20 protein-coding genes, 1 tRNA gene and 1 riboswitch are annotated in these 17,205 nt (G+C 67.2%); of the genes, 12 read left to right on the forward strand and 9 right to left on the reverse strand.

Annotation, left to right across the window (positions count from 1 at the left end):
* Positions 1-176 precede the first annotated feature (176 nt).
* The 7 genes from yiaA (at position 177) to JYG37_RS05805 (ending at position 6,350) form a co-directional block, all read left to right on the forward strand.
* Complete coding sequence (yiaA, locus tag JYG37_RS05775; protein ID WP_050011812.1) at positions 177-620, forward strand: inner membrane protein YiaA; 444 nt, start codon at positions 177-179, stop codon at positions 618-620.
* 138 nt (positions 621-758) lie between these two features.
* Positions 759-1,823 (forward strand): glycosyltransferase family 2 protein, encoded by a 1,065-nt coding sequence (locus JYG37_RS05780; RefSeq protein WP_089488622.1) that lies wholly within the window; start codon positions 759-761, stop codon positions 1,821-1,823.
* A 61-nt stretch (positions 1,824-1,884) separates the two neighbouring features.
* The gene (locus JYG37_RS05785) at positions 1,885-2,892 is read left to right on the forward strand and encodes a hypothetical protein (RefSeq protein WP_204383672.1); all 1,008 of its coding nucleotides are present in this window, start codon (positions 1,885-1,887) and stop codon (positions 2,890-2,892) included.
* Positions 2,889-3,638 carry a hypothetical protein gene (locus tag JYG37_RS05790; RefSeq protein ID WP_089488186.1) on the forward strand — a complete coding sequence of 250 codons (750 nt, stop codon included), beginning with the start codon at positions 2,889-2,891 and terminating at the stop codon, positions 3,636-3,638. The genes JYG37_RS05785 and JYG37_RS05790 overlap by 4 nt, the downstream gene beginning before the upstream one ends.
* Complete coding sequence (locus tag JYG37_RS05795) at positions 3,635-4,792, forward strand: glycosyltransferase family protein (protein WP_204383673.1); 1,158 nt, start codon at positions 3,635-3,637, stop codon at positions 4,790-4,792. The genes JYG37_RS05790 and JYG37_RS05795 overlap by 4 nt, the downstream gene beginning before the upstream one ends.
* An 8-nt stretch (positions 4,793-4,800) precedes the next feature.
* Positions 4,801-5,406, forward strand: coding sequence for a phosphatase PAP2 family protein (locus tag JYG37_RS05800; RefSeq protein WP_235356142.1), 606 nt, complete (start codon positions 4,801-4,803; stop codon positions 5,404-5,406).
* Positions 5,403-6,350 (forward strand): fatty acid desaturase family protein, encoded by a 948-nt coding sequence (locus JYG37_RS05805; protein ID WP_089488188.1) that lies wholly within the window; start codon positions 5,403-5,405, stop codon positions 6,348-6,350. The genes JYG37_RS05800 and JYG37_RS05805 overlap by 4 nt, the downstream gene beginning before the upstream one ends.
* A gap of 128 nt (positions 6,351-6,478) precedes the next feature.
* Here the strand turns inward: JYG37_RS05805 and JYG37_RS05810 are convergent.
* The 9 genes from JYG37_RS05810 to JYG37_RS05850 all read right to left on the reverse strand — a co-directional run bounded on the left by JYG37_RS05810 (position 6,479) and on the right by JYG37_RS05850 (position 13,042).
* A tRNA-Lys gene (locus JYG37_RS05810) sits at positions 6,479-6,555 on the reverse strand.
* 108 nt (positions 6,556-6,663) lie between these two features.
* A complete protein-coding gene (gene ybgF, locus JYG37_RS05815; protein WP_006484965.1) occupies positions 6,664-7,413 on the reverse strand; it encodes a tol-pal system protein YbgF in 750 nt (249 codons plus the stop codon).
* A 19-nt stretch (positions 7,414-7,432) separates the two neighbouring features.
* Positions 7,433-7,945, reverse strand: coding sequence for a peptidoglycan-associated lipoprotein Pal (gene pal, locus JYG37_RS05820; protein WP_050011745.1), 513 nt, complete (start codon positions 7,943-7,945; stop codon positions 7,433-7,435).
* Between the two features lie 17 nt (positions 7,946-7,962).
* On the reverse strand, positions 7,963-9,258 hold the full coding sequence (tolB, locus tag JYG37_RS05825; RefSeq protein WP_050011744.1) for a Tol-Pal system beta propeller repeat protein TolB: 1,296 nt from the start codon (positions 9,256-9,258) through the stop codon (positions 7,963-7,965).
* Between the two features lie 109 nt (positions 9,259-9,367).
* Positions 9,368-10,423, reverse strand: a complete 1,056-nt coding sequence (gene tolA, locus JYG37_RS05830; RefSeq protein ID WP_050011743.1) for a cell envelope integrity protein TolA — start codon at positions 10,421-10,423, stop codon at positions 9,368-9,370.
* Positions 10,420-10,869 (reverse strand): protein TolR, encoded by a 450-nt coding sequence (gene tolR, locus JYG37_RS05835; RefSeq protein WP_050011742.1) that lies wholly within the window; start codon positions 10,867-10,869, stop codon positions 10,420-10,422. Before tolR ends, tolA begins: the two co-directional genes overlap by 4 nt.
* 10 nt (positions 10,870-10,879) lie before the next feature.
* On the reverse strand, positions 10,880-11,557 hold the full coding sequence (gene tolQ / locus JYG37_RS05840; RefSeq protein ID WP_006476795.1) for a protein TolQ: 678 nt from the start codon (positions 11,555-11,557) through the stop codon (positions 10,880-10,882).
* 144 nt (positions 11,558-11,701) lie between these two features.
* Entirely contained in the window at positions 11,702-12,187 is a 486-nt protein-coding gene (gene ybgC / locus JYG37_RS05845; RefSeq protein ID WP_050011741.1) for a tol-pal system-associated acyl-CoA thioesterase, read from the reverse strand.
* Between the two features lie 108 nt (positions 12,188-12,295).
* On the reverse strand, positions 12,296-13,042 hold the full coding sequence (locus JYG37_RS05850; RefSeq protein ID WP_050011740.1) for an SDR family NAD(P)-dependent oxidoreductase: 747 nt from the start codon (positions 13,040-13,042) through the stop codon (positions 12,296-12,298).
* 180 nt (positions 13,043-13,222) lie between these two features.
* Positions 13,223-13,323, forward strand: a riboswitch (ZMP/ZTP riboswitch).
* Between the two features lie 137 nt (positions 13,324-13,460).
* Here JYG37_RS05850 and glyA point away from each other — a divergent pair.
* The 5 genes from glyA (at position 13,461) to JYG37_RS05875 (ending at position 17,141) form a co-directional block, all read left to right on the forward strand.
* Complete coding sequence (glyA, locus tag JYG37_RS05855) at positions 13,461-14,708, forward strand: serine hydroxymethyltransferase (RefSeq protein WP_213345932.1); 1,248 nt, start codon at positions 13,461-13,463, stop codon at positions 14,706-14,708.
* A gap of 6 nt (positions 14,709-14,714) precedes the next feature.
* Entirely contained in the window at positions 14,715-15,194 is a 480-nt protein-coding gene (gene nrdR, locus JYG37_RS05860) for a transcriptional regulator NrdR (protein WP_050011738.1), read from the forward strand.
* Positions 15,195-15,347: 153 nt separating this feature from the next.
* Positions 15,348-15,911 carry a GspH/FimT family pseudopilin gene (locus tag JYG37_RS05865; RefSeq protein ID WP_050011737.1) on the forward strand — a complete coding sequence of 188 codons (564 nt, stop codon included), beginning with the start codon at positions 15,348-15,350 and terminating at the stop codon, positions 15,909-15,911.
* Between the two features lie 17 nt (positions 15,912-15,928).
* Positions 15,929-16,318: a type IV pilus modification PilV family protein gene (locus JYG37_RS05870; protein ID WP_249746027.1), complete on the forward strand. Its 390-nt coding sequence runs from the start codon at positions 15,929-15,931 to the stop codon at positions 16,316-16,318.
* Positions 16,308-17,141: a type IV pilus assembly protein gene (locus JYG37_RS05875; RefSeq protein WP_050011735.1), complete on the forward strand. Its 834-nt coding sequence runs from the start codon at positions 16,308-16,310 to the stop codon at positions 17,139-17,141. The genes JYG37_RS05870 and JYG37_RS05875 overlap by 11 nt, the downstream gene beginning before the upstream one ends.
* Positions 17,142-17,205: the final 64 nt, after the last annotated feature.

Genomic DNA, 17,205 nt, shown 5'->3' on the forward strand with positions numbered 1-17,205 from the left:
ACGTCAGGGTGTCAATTTTCAGCGCAATCGTCTCACGGATGCATTGCATCAACCGCGGCTCGCGCTTGCGGCGAATGCGCGGCGGGGCCGTCGTGACGCGCGCCAAAGCTGCTACCATGCGCAAAACGCAGGTCAATGACAACGATTTCGAACAACAAGAAAGAGAGGGCAACGCAATGAACCAGACCACCATCCAGCAGCCGTCGTTCGCGTTCGTGGCCGCATCGTGGGCCGCGCTGATCGCCGGTTTCGCGGCCTTCCTGATCGGGCTCTGGAACGCCGGCATGCAGCTCAACGAGAAGGGTTACTACTTCACCGTGCTGGTGTTCGGCCTCTATGCGGCGATCTCGCTGCAGAAGAGCGTGCGCGACCGCGCCGAAGGCATTCCCGTCACCGGCATCTACTACGGTCTCAGCTGGATCGCGCTGCTGCTGTCGATCGCGCTCCTGATCGTCGGTCTCTTCAACGCGACGCTGCAATTGAGCGAAAAGGGCTTTTACGCGATGTCGTTCGTGCTCGCGCTGTTCGGCTCGGTGGCCGTGCAGAAGAACACGCGCGACTTGCAGAACGCGAAGCCGCGCTATACCGACGCCGATTCCGCGCCGTCGATCCAGGAGTGACGGCACGCGCAGCGGGCGCCCGCCGAGGCCGCCCGCTGCGCGACGATGTCCGCGCCGCCCGCATTCGCCGGCGTGCCGCAGACCCGCCGTCCTTTCGTTTTGTCCATGTCGTCGCGCATGACGATGGAGATATTCCGGATGCCGAACCTGACCGACACCGCAGCGCGGACGCACGCGACCGCCCGTTCCGTAGCCGCGCGGGCCGCGCTTGTGCTGGAGACCAACAACCTGCGCGGCGGCGCGGGCCTTGCGCAGGCCGTCGGCAGCCTGAAACGCCTGGTGGCGGCGCTGTCGAAACAGACCGTGCCGCCGGCCGCCCTTGCGCAATGGATCATCACGCACGACGGCCTGCCCGCCGACGCGTGCGCGGAAATCGCCGCGCTGGCCGACCGCCCGATCGACTTCGTCGAGATCGGCGCGAGCACCGGCTACTACGATGCGAAGAACGACGGCTTCGATCGCGTCGATGCCGATCGCTGCGACATCGTCGTATTCGGCGATGCCGATTGCCGGCCGGCCGACGACTGGCTCGAGCACCTGCTCGCGCCGTTCGCGCGCGACGCGGGCGACGCGCCCGTCGCGGTGGCGGGGCGGACCAGCTACGCGCCCAACGTGCTCGGCATCGCGCTGACGTCGATCGATTTCATGTATTTCCCGAGCCCGCTGCGTGATGGCGCGACGCGCAACTTCTACGCGAACAACGTCGCGTTCCGGCGTGACGTGTTCGCGCAGTTCCGCTACGAGCCGCTCGACGGCGTCTATCGCGCGCATTGCCAGGTGATGGGGCTGCGGATGCAGGCGGCCGGCGTGGCCGTCGAATTCGCGCCGGCCGCGCATACCGAGCATCGGCTGCCGGACACGCATCGCGAGTCGCTGAAGCTGCGCTGGATGCGCGGCGAGGACAGCGTCGGGTTGACGCCGTATCTCGTGCACGCGTACCTGCCGCGTCGATGGCAGTGGCTCGGCCGCAGCGGCCCGCTCGGCCCGTTCTGCGTGATGGCGATGCGGCTCGGCTACAGCCTGCGCGCGCTCGATCGCCAGCAGTTGCCGCGACTGGGCGCCGCGCGCTATCTCGCGGCTGCCGGCGTCACGATCGCCGCGTCCGCCGTCGATACGCTCGGCGCGCTCGCGCGCGGTTTCGGGCTCACGGGACGCGCATCGACCCGGCGCGATCTCGATGCGCTGTCCTATCACCGTCATTGAAACGGCGCCGCGCCTCGCGGCCACGACACTTCGACATCCTGATTCTGTTCCGACGACGACCATGCCCTCACTCGCCACTCGCATTGCCTGTCTCGCCCTGCTTGCCGCCAGCGTCGGCGCCAATGCCGCACCGGTCGATCGTGCGGGGCGCGGGATTTATCACTTCATGTCGCGAAGCGGCTGCCCGTTCGCGAATGCGGCCGCGTCGGACTGCAATCGCATCGCGCTCGATGCGCCCGACGGTCACGCGAGCATCGACACCGATGCGCATGCGATCGTCTTCTCGAGCGATGCGAACCGCCGCACGAAGGACGTGCTCGGCGACGTGCTGCTGCAAGGCACGGGCGTCGATGCCGACGGGCGGCGCGTGCCGTTGAGCGTGCACGTTCTGCTGCGTCGCGACGGCCGGAAATGGGACCGCGACGTGTACGTCCATGCGCCCGTGCACGGCTCGTTCACCGATGTGCGGATCGATCCGTATCGTGTGCGCGTGAAGGACGGCGATCGTGAGCGCGACGTGCTCACGCCGGACGAAACGCTTGCGCTGTTCGCGCATCCGTCGCTCGCCTCGCGGCTGGCGCGCCATCTCGTTAAGGTGAGTGCGACCGATCCGAAGCAGCCGCTGGCGGACGACATCACGATCGCGCTCGGTGTCGGCGGCCTGACGAAGGCGGTCGCGCGCGCGAGCTTCACGTCGAACGCGCCGCACGATGCCGACGTCGATCGCGCGCTCGCGTCCGGCACGTGGTCGATTCGCTTCGACGCGCTGAGCAATCGCATTCCGGTGTGGGTCGCACAGCGCGAGCTGTTCCTGTTCGGCCTCGATGGCAGCGCACTCGTGAAGGACGTGCGCGAGCGCGGCTTTCGGAAGAACGACCGGATCGAGTTCGGCGCGCGCGACGGCAGCGGCTATCTGCGCGTGAATGGCCGCGAGGAAGCGTTCGCGGGCGCGGCAGCCTCTGCGCATGCGTTCATGCAGGAAAGCTTCGTCGGCCTGATCCTCGGCTGGCGTCGCGATCCGGCGGCTGCCGCGACGCCATCTTCATCCGCGCGGGGCGAGCCGGCATGACCGCGGCAAGCGAATTGCCGGTGTCGTCGCAGGCCGGGCACGGCGAGCGCTTCGATTGTCTCGATGCGCCCGTGCCACGCGGTACGGCGCGGATGCGCGCGTATCTCGTCGATCGCATCAAGCGGGCGGCGATCCGGCAACTGCATCGCAGCATGCATGGCGAGCGCTGGATGCTGCGCATGTACCTGAGCGGCGAAGAAGCGACCGAGTGCGCGCTGCATGAGGACTGGACCGGACAGCCGCCGGACTGGCTCGCGCCGCGCATCGACCAGCATCTCGCGGACGAGCGCCGCCACGCGGCCGCATTTGCCGATGCGTTGCGCCGGCGCGGCGTCGACGTGTCGACCGGCCCGCACGAACCCGACTGGCTGAGCCGGCGCAAGATCGTGCGATGGCGGCGTCTGGCGCAGCGCTACGCGCCGCATTTCGCGCAAGGCGTACTCGTGCCCGCGTATGCGACCGGCCTGTGCGCGGAACAGATGGCAATGCGCGTGCTCGCGCGCCACTGTGCGACGATCGGCGACACGCATCCGCTGTATCCGTTGCTGTCGCGCGTGCTCGCCGACGAGACGCGCCACGTCCGGCTTTGCGCCGATACGCTGCGCCGCCTCGTCGAGCCGTCCGAGGCCGCGTCGCTCGCCGCGTTGCTGGACGAGATCCGCGCGATCGAAGCCGGTTTCGGCGTGACGGGCGCGCTGGCGATGGTCGCGGCCGGCTGGCTCCAGTCGCTTCGTCCGCGCGCATGATGCCGCACATCGTCTATCTCGCGACCGCCGACGCGCGCGGCCATCTGATGCGCGCGCAACTGCTCGTGCATGCGTTGCGCGCGGCCGGCGCGCAGGTCGACGTGCTGACGACGTCCGACGCCGGGCAGGCATTTCTCGCCGCGTTCGGCATCGACGCGGACGTGTTGTCGCGGCACTACGCGGTGCAGTTCGACGAGCGGCAGAACATGCTGCGCGACGCGACCGATCGCAATGTCGCGCACTACGTGTTCAGGCCGACCCGCATGCTGCGCGACATCGTGCGGCTGCGTGCGATCGTTCGCGATGCGGATCTCGTGGTCAACGACTCGTTTCATCCGGCGCTGCTGTTCATGGGGGCGGTGCCGGGCTGGCGGCGTCGCGTCGTCCACGTGTATGGCGGCAGCCTGCGCCGCGCGTTGACCGCGAATTTCGATGCACGACTGCCGCGCGTGCTGGCGCGCGCTTTCGCGCGGATCGTCGACTGGCAGATCGATGCGGCGCTGGGCCGTATCGAGCACGATTTCGCGTACGGCTTCGCCGACGATGCGCCGCGCTCGCACCGGCATCGCCGGCTGCCGACGCCGGTGCCGATCGTCGCCGAACGGCCGGCGCACGAACGCGTTGCGGCGGCCGTTTATCTGAATCCGCACTTTCGCGACGTCGCGCTCGCCGATGCGTTGTCGGCCGGCATGCGCGACGCGGGGCTCGCCGCCCACCGCGTGGGCGAGGGCTACGCCGGACACGACGGCTGGACCGGCGTCGACGCCGACTGGCCGACGCGCGCCGCGCATGCGCCGTTGATCGTATCGGCGCCCGGCATGGCCGCGTTGTCGATTGCGCGCGTGTATCGCCGTCCGATCCTGCTCGTGCAGACCGATCAGCCCGAACAGGCGAGCAACGCCGCGCGCGCGGCACGGCTGCAACTCGTGCACCGCGTGGTCACATGGCGGGGCGATGCGGCGGCATTCCGGCGCGAGGTCGGGCAGGCGTCGATCGAACTGATGCGCGATCCCGGTACGCCGGCGGGGACGCGAGCGGGCCGCGAGCATGCGCGTGCGCGTGTCGACGCGTGGACATCGCACCTCCTCGCGCTGGGTCCGCATGCGCGAGCGGCCGACGCGGCAACCCGATGCGAGGCACCAGCGCCGCGATGAATACGCGCATGTTTCAGGACGATCGCCGGCCCGATGTCCGGCAGATGCTGGCCGCGACATTCGGCCTGGTCGCGGGCCTCGCGATCTTCTTTCTGCTGGAGCGCGGCGTCACGCCGCGCTACGTGCTGGCCACGGCGATCGATGCGCGGATTCCGTTCATCGCATGGTCGTGGTTCGTCTATGTCGCGTTCTTTCCGTTCGTGATTGCGCTCGCCGCGTACGCGCGACCGTCCGCGTTCGCCGCGTTCAGGGACGCCGTGCTGATCGCGTTCGTGCTCGGCGTGGCCTGCTTCCTGATGTTTCCGGAAGCCGTGCCGCGGCCCGACATCGCCGAGATCGGCAATGCATTCGTGCGTCGGCGTCTGGCGCGCATGTGGGCGCTCGATCTTGCGGCCAACGGCTTCCCGAGCCTGCATGTCGCGGTGACGTGTCTCGCGTGCCGGATGCTGGTGGACCGGCGCCGGATCGTCGCGGCGGCGATCGGGCTGCTGATCTGCGCGTCGACGCTGACGCTCAAGCAGCATACGGTCGCGGACGTGCTGGGCGGGTTCGTGCTCGCGGCGGTCAGTACGCTGTGGGTCGAGCGGCGTTTGCCGCGCAGGAGGCTCGCATGACGGAGGCGCACGTTCACCGCGCCGGACCGAACGTCGGGCTCGGCCGGTTCGTGCCCGATCCGGGGCTGTTTCGCGTGAGCGCGGCGCGTGTCGGCATGGCGCTGGCGGGTGACTGGCTGATGATTGCCGCCGCGTTTGCCGCTGCGATCGCGTTTGCGCATCCGCTGGCCTACGCGTGCGCGTCGATCGTGATCGCGCGCAGCCAGCTCGCGCTCGCGGTCATGATGCACGAAGGGGCGCACGGGTTGCTTGCACGGAACCGGCGCGTCAACGACGTGCTCGGGCAACTGCTCGCGGCCGGCCCGCTATGGCTGTCGCTGCGCACGTATCGGGCGGGCCATCTGAAGCACCATCGCGCGCCGATGCAAGCGGACGACCCCGTCGCGCTGCTGTTCGGCGTGCACGACTATCCGGCGACGCGCGGGCGATTGATCGTCCGCCTGCTCGCGTATGCGTGCGGCGTCGGCTACGTGACGAGCGTCGTGAAGCTCGCGCGCGGCGCGTTCGCGCATGCGTTGCCGAAGGTCGAAAAATCGCGTGCGTATGCGGCGTGGGAGATCGCGTCGATGCTGGCCGGCAACGGCGCGCTGTTCGGCGCGCTCGCGCTGGCCGGACATCCGCTGCTGTACGTCGCGTTGTGGATCGTGCCGTCCGTCACCTTGTTGCCGTTCGCCGGGCAGGTGCGCGCGATCTTCGAGCACGCGGGGTTGCCGGCCGGCGCCGATCAAAGCCGCAACGCACGCACGATCGTCCGGCGTTCATGGCAGACGTTCCTGTTCGGCCCGCATGCGATTCATTTCCATATCGAACATCATCTGTTCACGCGGATGCCGTTCCATAACTTGCCGGTCGTGCATCGGCAACTCGCGCAATTGCGGTTGCTGCCCGACGGCAATCTGTATGCCGGATATGGTGCGGTACTGCGGGACGTGAGTGCGCGGTGATCGGTCGGGCTCAGGTTGCGCGCGGCCGAGTGTGTGACGAGCATCGTCGGGAATTCTGCTCGAACGGTGCGGCGACAGACGCAAAAAAGCCTCCGCGAGGGAGGCTTTTTTACACTATCAAAGATAGTTGGTAGGGTGGGAGGGACTCGAACCCTCGACTCTCTGATTAAAAGTCAGATACTCTAACCAACTGAGTTACCACCCCACGTTCTTGAAACCTGTCGGTTCGTTGCTTCAACAACCTGGGCAACGACCTAAAGAGCAAAAGATTATAGCGACGGGTTACAGGGCTGTCAACAACCCGTCACGATAATTATTTGATGGTTTCGAGCTTGCCCTGCGCCGTCTGCGCCGCGTTCGAGCCGGCGTACTGCGACACGACCTGCTCGAACGTCTTCTTCGCGGCCGCCTTCTGGCCTTGTTCGAGCTGGTTCGTGCCGATCGCCACGAGGGCGTCGGCCGCGCGCGGGTGTTGCGGGAACTTGCTGACGATCCCTTGCCACGTCGCGGTCGAACCACGGTAGTCGCGCAGCGCGTATTGCGCGTTGCCGTACCAGTACTGCGCGGTCGGCTGATAGGGGCTCTGCGGATACTTCGCGATGAACGCGCGGAACGAAGCCGCCGCCGCCTTGAAGTTGCCGTTGCGGAACTGCTGCTGCGCCGCGCTGAGCGCATCCGTTTCACCCGGCTGCACGGTGCCTTCGACACCGTCGATCGTCGCCTGCTGCGGCTCGAACTTCTTGAGCCGCGTGTCGAGATCCTGGTAGTACTCCTTCTGCTGCCGCTCGAGCGTCGTCAGCCGGTTCGTCAGATCCTCGTTCTCGCCGCGCAGCGTCGCGACCTGCTGGTTCAGCTGGTCGATACGGCCGGATTGATCGAGGATCGTACGCTGGGCGGCCGACAACTGGCTCGACAGGTTGTCGCTCTTGCTGCGCAGATCGAGCACGGCACGGCGTGCTTCGTTGTCGTCGAACATGCCGGCGTGCGCCGGCGCGGCCGACCACGCCGCGCCCGCGACGCAGAATGCTGCGGCAACGCGCAGCCAGGTTGAACGGTGCGTCATACGGCGATTCTTCCGTTACTTACTGTTGGTAGACGAGGTCGGCGCGACGGTTCTGCGCCCACGATGCTTCGTCGTGACCCGTTGCCTGCGGCTTTTCCTTGCCGAGGCTCACGGCTTCCATTTGCGAGTCGTTCACGCCGAGCAGGGCCATCGCACGGCGGACGGCTTCCGCACGCTTCTGGCCCAGCGCGAGGTTGTACTCGCTCGTGCCGCGTTCGTCGGTGTTGCCCTGGATCAGCACGTGGCGCTGCGGGTGGCTCTTCAGGTACTGCGCGTGCTGCTGCATCAGCGGCTGGTACTCATCCTTCACCGAATAGCTGTCGAAGTCGAAGTAGATGCTGCGCTTCGCGAGCGGGCTGTTCGGGTCGTTCAGCGGATCGACGTTCACTTGCGCGACGTTGTCGGCGCTCGGCTGCGTGCCGATTGCGCCCGCGTTGTTCGCCTTGTCGTCGAGCTTCACGCCCGACTTGCACGCTGCAAGCGCGCTGATCATCATCACGGCCAGGGCCAGACGAGCTTTATTCGACATCATGGTTACTCTCCTTGTGGTCATTGCATGAAGGGCCCCCACGACGGCTCGCGAACGGAGCCGCCCTGGACGGACAGGATCTGCGGCGGCGCGCTGCCGTCGGAGGGCACTGCAGCCAGCACGTTGCGGCCACCCGACTGGGTGGCGTACAGAAGGTACTGGCCGTTTGCCGCGAAGCTCGGCGATTCGTCGCGATTGGTATTCGTGATGGCGTTCGCCGCGCCACTCTGCAGATCCTGAACGTACAGCTTGAAGCCCCCACCCGTGCGGGAGATGTAAGCGAGCAGCTTGCCGTCCGGGCTTACGCGCGGGCTCGTGTTGTAGCTGCCGGTGAAGGTCACGCGCTGCGCGGCGCCGGCGCTCTCACCCTGTGCGGGCATCCGGTAGATTTGCGGCGCACCGCCGCGGTCGCTCGTGAAGTAGATCCAGCGGCCGTCCGGCGAGTAGAACGGCTCGGTGTCGATCGAGCTGCTCTGCGTGAGACGGCGCAGGCCGCCGCCGTTCGCGTTGACCGTATAGATTTGCGTATTGCCCGTCAGCGACAGCGCGACGGCGAGCGTGTTGCTGTCCGGCGACCACGCCGGTGCGCTGTTGTTGCCCTTCTGGTCGGAGACCATGTAGCGGCGGCCGGTCGGCAGGTCGTGGATGTAGACGATCGGCTTCTTGCGCTCGAACGACACGTACGCGACCTTCGTGCCGCTCGGCGACCACGCCGGCGAGATGATCGGTTCGGTGCTCGACAGCGCGATGCGCGCGTTCTGGCCGTCCGAATCCGAAATCTGCAACTGGTAGCGGTTGCCGGTCTTGATCACGTACGACAGGCGCGTGGCGAACACGCCGCGCACGCCGAGCAGCTTCTGGTAGATGTAGTCGGCGATCTTGTGGCCGGCCGTGCGCAGCGTGGTGTCGGTGGCCGTCAGCGACAGGCCGCCGAGGCTTTGCTGCTTCACGGTGTCGTACAGGATGAAGTTGACCTTGTACTGGCCGTTCGCGTCGCGGTTCACGCTGCCGGCGACGAACGCATTCGCGCCCTTGGCCTTCCATGCGCCGAGATCGACCGATGCGGTCTCGGGCACGGGCGTGCTGCCGGCGTCGATGTTGGTGAATTTGCCGCTGCGGGCGAGGTCGGCGCGCACGATCGACGTGACCTGCTGCGGCAGGTTCGCCTCGTTCGTGAAATTCGCGGTGGCAATGGGGAACTGGGTCGACCCGACGCCGGTGATCAGCACGTTGACCTGGGCGTTAGCGGCGCTGCCCGCCGTGATCAGACACGAGGCCACGAGTGCCCTGAAACCTAGCTTTGTCATCAAACTCATGCTTCTTGCTTCCCGTATGGCTTGGATCGCTGCGCAACCGCAGAGACAGTAAAAATACCCGATTCGTTCCCGTCCGACAGCGACGCCCGGAGTGTAAGCGCATTTCGTTTCACTCCGCTGCCTTGAAGGTAATCGTAATGTCGGACGGGGTCCGACCGTTAGAATCGGGCGGCAACGGGACCGATGCGTGGATCGCATTGACCACGGCTTGATCCCACCCCGAATTCCCGCTCGAGCGGGAGACCGATGCGCTCAATACGTCACCGGACGGCGTGCACCGAATCTTGACGACGGTGGTCAGGCCTGCCCGTTCGCCGCCCCAAACGATGTTCGGCTTGACGCGGCGGCGCACCTTGTCGGCATAGCCGGGCGTCGCGGCATTGCCGCCGGAGCCCGTGCCGGTGCCGCTTTTCGCGAGGCCGTCGCCACCGCCTTCGCCGGCGCCCGACAGCCCCTGCATCTGCGCGAGGCGCGCGCTGCGCTCGCGGTCCAGCTTCGCGTTCGCCGCCGCATTGGCCTTCGCGCGCGCCGCGGCTTCGGCCTTCGCCTTGGCCTGGGCTTCCGCCTTGGCCTTCGCGGCTGCGTCGGCTTTCGCCTTCGCCGCCTGCTGCGCTTCGAGCTGCGCCTGCTTTTGCTGCTGGAGTTTCTGCTGTTCGAGCTTCTGCTGCTCGGCGAGCTGCTGTTGCTTGAGCTTGTCGGCCTGCTTCTGTTTGTCGCGTTCCGCGGCTTTCTGGGCGGCGAGCGCGGCGGCCTGTTGCGCGGCGAGCTGCGCGCGCCGGGCTTCCTCTTCCTGCTGGGCCTTCAGTTGCTGCGCGCGGCGCTGCTGCTCGAGCTGCGCCGCGCGCGCGGCCGCTTCCTGCTGACGCTTCTTCTGCTGCAGCGCGATGTCGGCCTGCTCGTCGCGCACCGGCGGAGGGGGCGGAGCGACCTTCGCGGGCGGCGTGGGCGTGACGACGGGCCGCGGCGCGGGGACGTCGGGCACTTCGGTCCACAGCTCGGCCTCGGCGCCGGCCGGCGTACTGTTCTGCCACTGCACGCCGTGATAGAGGAACAGCGCGAGCAGCACGTGCATCAGCGCGGCGAGCGCGAACGCGCGCCACGTCCCGCGCTCCCGGGGAGGCTGGAGCGGGTAGGCGGACCTGCGCGTGGATTGCTGCCGGTTCATTGCGATTTGACGAGGAGGCCGACGCGCTTGACGCCGCGCGCCTTCAGATCGGACATCACGGTCATGACGGCATCGTACTGCACGGTCTTGTCGGCTGCGATCACGACCGGCTGGTCAGGGTGATCGGCCTGCCGGGCCGTGATGAAGCTGTCGAGCTCGGCCTTCGTCATCGTGTCTTCCTGGGTCGCGCCCGAGTCGCCCTTGTACTTGACGCTCATCGTGCGGTCGGCCTTGATGTTGACGACGACGGGCGGCGTCTGCTCCTGCGGCGCGGCATTGCCGACGGTCGGCAGGTTGATGATCGACGGCGCGACGAGCGGTGCGGTGACCATGAAGATCACGAGCAGCACCAGCATCACGTCGATGTACGGCACGACGTTGATGTCGGCCATCGCGCGGCGCGAGCGGCCGCCGCGCATGCTGGATCGAATGGGACTTCCTGCCATGGCGCGCTCCTTACTGGGCCTGACGCTGCAGGATGTTCGAGAACTCTTCGATGAAGGTCTCGAAGCGGATCGCGAGGCGGTCGATGTCGTGCGCGTAGCGGTTGTACGCGACCACCGCCGGAATCGCGGCGAACAGGCCGATCGCGGTGGCGACGAGCGCCTCGGCGATGCCCGGCGCGACATTCGCGAGCGTGGCCTGCTGCACGTTCGCGAGGCCGCGGAACGAATTCATGATCCCCCAGACCGTGCCGAACAGACCGATGTACGGGCTGACCGAGCCGACCGACGCGAGGAACGCGAGATTGGCTTCGAGCACGTCCATTTCACGCTGGAACGACGCGCGCATCGCGCGGCGCGCACCGTCGAGCACGAGGCCCGGATCGCTGAGGCGCTTTTCCTTCGCCTTCAGGAATTCGCGCATCCCGGATTCGAAGATCCGCTCGAGCGCACCGATCGTGTGGCGGTTGTTGGCCGCGCTTTGATACAGCGCCTGCAGGTCGCCGCCCGACCAGAAATCCTTCTCGAAGCGTTCGGTCTGCGCGCGCGCGCGGCGGATCGCGAACCACTTGCGGAAGATGAAGGTCCACGACATCAGCGACAGCAGCAGCAGCAGCCCCATCACGGCCTGGGCCAGCACGCTCGCGTTGAGGACGAGGGAAATGATCGACAGGTCTTGAACAGTATTCATAGAGGTTTGAGTAACGTCCCTTCGGGAGTGCCCGGCAAGGGCGTCCGGTGTGCGTGCGGCGCGGCGCGCCGGCGAGGCCTGACGCCGAACCTTGCTTAGTATCGAATCAGAACGGCAAGTTCATAGGCTGTGTCTAAACGGCGCTCATGCGAGCTTCGTTGACAAACCAGTCTGCCCCGCGTCGATGACGGGCCCGCGTTGCAGCGCGTCGAGCACGGCCGGCGGGATGGCCGCGGGCCGGATGCCGTGACGGTCGACGCAGCCGAGGCGGATCTGCCCGGCCACGAGCAGCGTGTCGCCGCACCAGGCTTCCTGCGTGAATTCCACCGATGCGCGACCGATGCGTCCGGGGCGGCTCGTGATCGTCAGCGTGTCGTCGAGTCGCGCCGGCGCGCGGTAGTCGAGCGACGTGCTGCGCACGATGAAGATCGCATCGGTCTCGTCGGAGAGCCGACGCTGGTCGACGCCGCATGCGCGAAGCCACTCGGTGCGGGCGCGCTCGAAGAACTTCAGGTAGTTGGCATAGAAGACGATGCCGCCTGCATCGGTATCCTCGTAGTACACGCGCACCGGCCAGGTAAAGCCGGACGGCGCTTCCGGGGAGCGGGTAGGCTGAGTCATGGCGCGCATTCTACCGGAAGGCAAAGATGGGATTCGTAACCGATTCGTAACGGAATGTAGTGCGTCGCGGCACACCGCGGGCCGGCCGGAGCCGGGCCCGCGGCTGCGGGCGACGTGTCAGCCGCGATGGACCGTGAGGCCGGCCGGGGCTTGCGCGACCGGCATCATCTCGATCGTATTGATGTTGACGTGCGCGGGGCGCGTGGCGATCCAGTAGATCGTGTCGGCGATGTCTTCGGCCGTGAGCGGCTGGACGTTCTGATAGACGTTCGCCGCTTTTGCATCGTCGCCGCGGAAGCGGACGTTCGAGAATTCCGTGCCGCCGCACAGCCCCGGCTCGATGTCGGTTACGCGCAACGGCGTGCCGATCAGGTCGGTGCGCAGGTTCAGGCTGAATTGTCTGACGAAAGCCTTGGTCGCGCCGTATACATTCCCGCCCGGATACGGATAGGTGCCGGCCACCGAGCCCAGATTGAAGATATGGCCGCGACCGCGCGCGATCATGCCGGGCAGCAACGCGTGCGTGACGGTCACGAGGCCCGAGCAGTTCGTGTCGATCATGGTCTGCCACTCGTCGAGGCTCGCCTTCTGGGCCGGCTCGACGCCGAGCGCGAGGCCGGCGTTGTTGACGAGCACGTCGAGCGCGGCGAATTCGGCGGGGAGGGCGGCCGGCACGGCTTCGACGGCCGCGCGGTCGCGCACGTCGAGCTCGAACGGCAGCAGCGCGTCGCCGAGTTCGGCCGCGAGCGCGTCGAGACGATCCTTGCGGCGTGCGGTGGCGACGACGCGATGGCCGCCCTTGACGAAGGCGCGGGAGATGGCGGCGCCGAAGCCGGCGGACGCCCCTGTGACGAACACGATCATTGCTGCTCCTGGTCGGTAACGGAATAGCGGGTGGAATCCCGCAAGCCTACTGAGAATGCCGCACCGCGGCAAGACGGCGAAGCGTTCCGGCACGGGCGCGTAGAGTCCGGCCCTCATTGTTTGGAGGCCACTGCCGTGCGGTTGCCTATTCATGACGCATCCAATACACTAATGCGCTCATCACCCCTGCGTGACTGGCGATAGAACCCTTCGGGTTCAAGGTGGAGCATCCCACCGTGAAGCGCGGGGCGCCGTTTTTGCCGTTCGCCTGGGCAGCCGTTGTGCGCCGTCGCGTGCATCGCCGGTGGCTGTCCTGCCTCGCGTCATACGGATTCTTCCGCCACGTCGAGCTGGTCTCGCCAGCAGCGCACCGTACTCGGCCGCTCCGGTCAACCTGTACACACTTAACGGAAACCGTATGTTTGACAGAGCCCAAAGCACCATTGCGAACGTCGATCCCGAAATCTTTGCGGCGATCGAGCAGGAAAACCGCCGCCAGGAAGATCACATCGAACTGATCGCGTCGGAAAACTACACGAGCCCGGCCGTGATGGCCGCACAAGGCTCGCAGCTCACGAACAAGTACGCGGAAGGGTATCCGGGCAAGCGCTACTACGGCGGCTGCGAGTACGTCGACGTGGTCGAGCAGCTGGCGATCGACCGTGTGAAGCAACTGTTCGGCGCGGAAGCCGCGAACGTGCAGCCGAACTCGGGTTCGCAGGCGAACCAGGGCGTGTTCTTCGCGATGCTCAAGCCGGGCGACACGATCATGGGCATGAGCCTCGCGCATGGCGGCCACCTGACGCACGGCTCGCCGGTGAACATGTCGGGCAAGTGGTTCAACGTGGTGAGCTACGGCCTGAACGAAAACGAAGACATCGACTACGAAGCGGCCGAGCAACTCGCGCAGGAACACAAGCCGAAGCTGATCGTCGCGGGTGCGTCGGCGTTTGCGCTGAAGATCGACTTCGAGCGTCTGGCGAAGATCGCGAAGTCGGTGGGCGCGTACCTGATGGTCGACATGGCACACTACGCCGGTCTGATCGCGGCGGGCGTGTATCCGAACCCGGTGCCGCACGCGGATTTCGTGACGACGACGACGCACAAGAGCCTGCGCGGCCCGCGCGGCGGCGTGATCCTGATGAAGGCCGAGTACGAGAAGCCGATCAACTCGGCGATCTTCCCGGGGATCCAGGGCGGCCCGCTGATGCACGTGATCGCGGCGAAGGCGGTGGCGTTCAAGGAAGCGCTGTCGCCCGAGTTCAAGGAATATCAGCAGAAGGTCGTCGAGAATGCACGCGTGCTGGCCGAAACGCTGGTCAAGCGCGGGCTGCGGATCGTGTCGGGCCGCACGGAAAGCCACGTGATGCTGGTCGACCTGCGCGCGAAGCACATCACGGGCAAGGCAGCGGAAGCGGCGCTCGGCGCGGCGCACATCACGGTGAACAAGAACGCGATCCCGAACGACCCGGAAAAGCCGTTCGTGACGAGCGGCGTGCGCCTGGGTTCGCCGGCGATGACGACGCGCGGTTTCGGGCCGACGGAAGCCGAGCAGGTGGGTAACCTGATCGCCGACGTGCTCGAGAATCCGGAAGACGCAGCGACGATCGAACGCGTGCGCGCGCAGGTCGCCGAGCTGACCAAGCGTTTCCCGGTCTATCGCTGATCGCCGATGCGCTGCCCGTTCTGCCGGCATGACGACACGCAGGTCGTGGACTCGCGCGTGTCCGAAGATGGCGCCGCGATTCGGCGGCGCCGGCGCTGCTCGGCTTGCGACAAGCGTTTCACGACGTACGAGCGGGTCGAGTTGTCCCTGCCGTTCGTCGTGAAGAAGGACGGCAGCCGCACGGAATTCGACCGTCGCAAGATCGTCGCCAGCATGCAACTCGCGCTGCGCAAGCGACCGGTTGCCGCCGACGCGATCGACGCGGCGGTCGCCCGCATCGAGTATCAACTGCTCGCGACTGGCGAGCGCGAAGTGCGTAGCGAGAAGCTGGGCGAACTCGTGATGAACGAGTTGCGCGGCCTCGATACGATCGCCTATGTGCGCTTCGCATCGGTGTATCGCCAGTTCGAGGACGTTTCCGAATTTGCCGACGTGATCGAAGAGTTCCGTCGCGCCTCTCCCGCCAAGACCCCACGTAAGCGCTGACGCGCTGCGTTCGTTCATCGTCTGCTCCATTGGTTCGATTTGCGCCGATTGTGTCGGTTGCGATCGCATGTCGCCAGTCGGCCGTTCGGCCAATGGCGCACATCCGCACGCGCCGCTACAGTCGTCGCATCACCGTGGCGGAGGACGATTGCGATGGAACCGGGCGCTCAACCCTTTAAGAATGTGGTGCAACGGTCGGGCGGATTCACGCTCGTCGAGCTGATGGTCGCCATGTCGCTGGCAGCGGGGCTCGCGCTCTATGCGGTGCCCACGTTCGACCAGTGGCGCATGCGCGAACGCGTGGATGCCCGTTCGCGCGCGCTGCTCGGTGCGCTGTCGTTTGCGCGTGCCGAGGCAACGCGTCTCGGCGCGCGCGTCACGCTGTGCCGCGCCGGGCGCAACGGCGCCTGTCTGCGTGCCGGTGAGCAATGCGATCCGGCCGAATGGTCGTGCGACTGGATCGTCAGCGGGCAAGTCGACGGGCAGTCGCGTGTGCTGCGACGCTACCCGCGCGATGCCGAAGTGGCCGTCGCGGGCGCCGCGCATGAGCTCGCATTTGCGCCGCCGGTCGGTCAGTCGATCGGCGGCATCCGGCGTTTCGAGGTGCGTCCACGGCGCAGCGTGTCCGGCGCCGACGACGCGCGCGCGTCGCGTTGCGTGCGGATTGCGGCAGGCGGTCGCGCGCGGCTGGTCGCCGGCCGCTGCGACGCGGCGTGATCGCGATGCGCAATGCCATGCGAGGGACGTCGTTGATCGAGGCGACGCTGGCCATCGCGCTGCTCGCCACCGTGATGCTCGCAGTGGCCGGCAGCCAGCTCGCGATGGCGCGTGCGCAGCGCGCGACGATCTGGCGCGAACGCGCGCTGTGGCTGGCCGATGCGCGTATCGAGCGTCTGCATGCTCCCGCGGCGGCCGGCGACGGTCTCGCGGCGCTCGCGGCCGCCTCGTTGCCGGGCGGTGCGATGATGCTCGACGGCGGGCCGGGCGGTGTGCGCTACGCGATTGTCCGCTGGCTGGGCGGCGATGGACGCGCGTCGGCGCGCTGCGATGGCGCGGGAATGTCGACGCGGCCGCCGTCGTGTGTCCGCATTCCATTTCGCGAGCGGGCGGGCGATGAACGCTGATCGCCGTACGCGTGGCCATACGCTGCTCGAAGTGCTGATCGCGATGACCGTCGGGCTCCTCGTGCTCGCGGCGGCCGGTGCGCTGTACCACGCGCAGCGCATTGCGCAGCGGCGCGCGGAAGACGGGTTCAGGATGCGCGACGCGGCAGCGACCGCGCTGATGCTGATCGGTCAGCAGATCCAGATGGCAGGATTCCTGCCGCTCGATGCACAAGCGCCATCGTCGTTGCCGCCGGTGTTCGGGTGTTCGGCGGCGCGCGTGCGGGGTAGCGGCGCACAGGTGCGCTGCGAGCCCGTGCGCCTGTCGTCGGACGCGTTGCTGGTCCGGTATGTCGGCGATGCGGTATCGACGTGGACGACGGTGAACGACCAGACGTCGGATTGCCTCGGGCAGGGTGTCGGCGAGCCGGGCGAAGCTGCGCCGGTGGAGAATCGCTTCGATGCGCATGTCAGCCCGTCGACGGGCGAGCCCGAACTGTATTGCGAAGGAAGCGGCCGTCCGGGCACGCCGCAGCCTGTCGCGGCGGGAATCGATCAGTTGCGCCTGCGCTATTTGCGTCGCGGCGCCACGCAGTTCGTCGACGCCGATGCGATGCGTGCGGACGACTGGCGCGAGGTCGTGGCCGTGCATGTCTGCGTGCGGGCGCGCGGCGAGCCGATGCGCGAACCGACGCCGCATATCGACTGCGACGGCCGCGCCGCCGTTGCATCGGACGGCCGCGCACGTTTGACGGTCGATCGCATCGTCGCGTTGCGGAACGTCGCGCTCGCACCCGACGCTGCGTTACATGATGCAACCCGAGCAAGCGAGGTGGCGCGATGAGCGGCGCAGCACAGTGCGTGCGGGACGACATCTCGCGATGCATCGAGAGAGGCCACGCGCCCGA

This window comes from Burkholderia sp. LAS2 (assembly GCF_018417615.1).
Lineage (GTDB): Bacteria > Pseudomonadota > Gammaproteobacteria > Burkholderiales > Burkholderiaceae > Burkholderia > Burkholderia sola.

Coding starts and splice junctions, on each gene's coding strand:
- yiaA (WP_050011812.1), top strand. CDS start 177: ATGAACCAGACCACCATCCAGCAGCCGTCGTTCGCGTTCGTGGCCGCA.
- JYG37_RS05780 (WP_089488622.1), top strand. CDS start 759: ATGCCGAACCTGACCGACACCGCAGCGCGGACGCACGCGACCGCCCGT.
- JYG37_RS05785 (WP_204383672.1), top strand. CDS start 1,885: ATGCCCTCACTCGCCACTCGCATTGCCTGTCTCGCCCTGCTTGCCGCC.
- JYG37_RS05790 (WP_089488186.1), top strand. CDS start 2,889: ATGACCGCGGCAAGCGAATTGCCGGTGTCGTCGCAGGCCGGGCACGGC.
- JYG37_RS05795 (WP_204383673.1), top strand. CDS start 3,635: ATGATGCCGCACATCGTCTATCTCGCGACCGCCGACGCGCGCGGCCAT.
- JYG37_RS05800 (WP_235356142.1), top strand. CDS start 4,801: ATGTTTCAGGACGATCGCCGGCCCGATGTCCGGCAGATGCTGGCCGCG.
- JYG37_RS05805 (WP_089488188.1), top strand. CDS start 5,403: ATGACGGAGGCGCACGTTCACCGCGCCGGACCGAACGTCGGGCTCGGC.
- ybgF (WP_006484965.1), bottom strand. CDS start 7,413: ATGACGCACCGTTCAACCTGGCTGCGCGTTGCCGCAGCATTCTGCGTC.
- pal (WP_050011745.1), bottom strand. CDS start 7,945: ATGATGTCGAATAAAGCTCGTCTGGCCCTGGCCGTGATGATGATCAGC.
- tolB (WP_050011744.1), bottom strand. CDS start 9,258: ATGAGTTTGATGACAAAGCTAGGTTTCAGGGCACTCGTGGCCTCGTGT.
- tolA (WP_050011743.1), bottom strand. CDS start 10,423: ATGAACCGGCAGCAATCCACGCGCAGGTCCGCCTACCCGCTCCAGCCT.
- tolR (WP_050011742.1), bottom strand. CDS start 10,869: ATGGCAGGAAGTCCCATTCGATCCAGCATGCGCGGCGGCCGCTCGCGC.
- tolQ (WP_006476795.1), bottom strand. CDS start 11,557: ATGAATACTGTTCAAGACCTGTCGATCATTTCCCTCGTCCTCAACGCG.
- ybgC (WP_050011741.1), bottom strand. CDS start 12,187: ATGCGCGCCATGACTCAGCCTACCCGCTCCCCGGAAGCGCCGTCCGGC.
- JYG37_RS05850 (WP_050011740.1), bottom strand. CDS start 13,042: ATGATCGTGTTCGTCACAGGGGCGTCCGCCGGCTTCGGCGCCGCCATC.
- glyA (WP_213345932.1), top strand. CDS start 13,461: ATGTTTGACAGAGCCCAAAGCACCATTGCGAACGTCGATCCCGAAATC.
- nrdR (WP_050011738.1), top strand. CDS start 14,715: ATGCGCTGCCCGTTCTGCCGGCATGACGACACGCAGGTCGTGGACTCG.
- JYG37_RS05865 (WP_050011737.1), top strand. CDS start 15,348: ATGGAACCGGGCGCTCAACCCTTTAAGAATGTGGTGCAACGGTCGGGC.
- JYG37_RS05870 (WP_249746027.1), top strand. CDS start 15,929: ATGCGAGGGACGTCGTTGATCGAGGCGACGCTGGCCATCGCGCTGCTC.
- JYG37_RS05875 (WP_050011735.1), top strand. CDS start 16,308: ATGAACGCTGATCGCCGTACGCGTGGCCATACGCTGCTCGAAGTGCTG.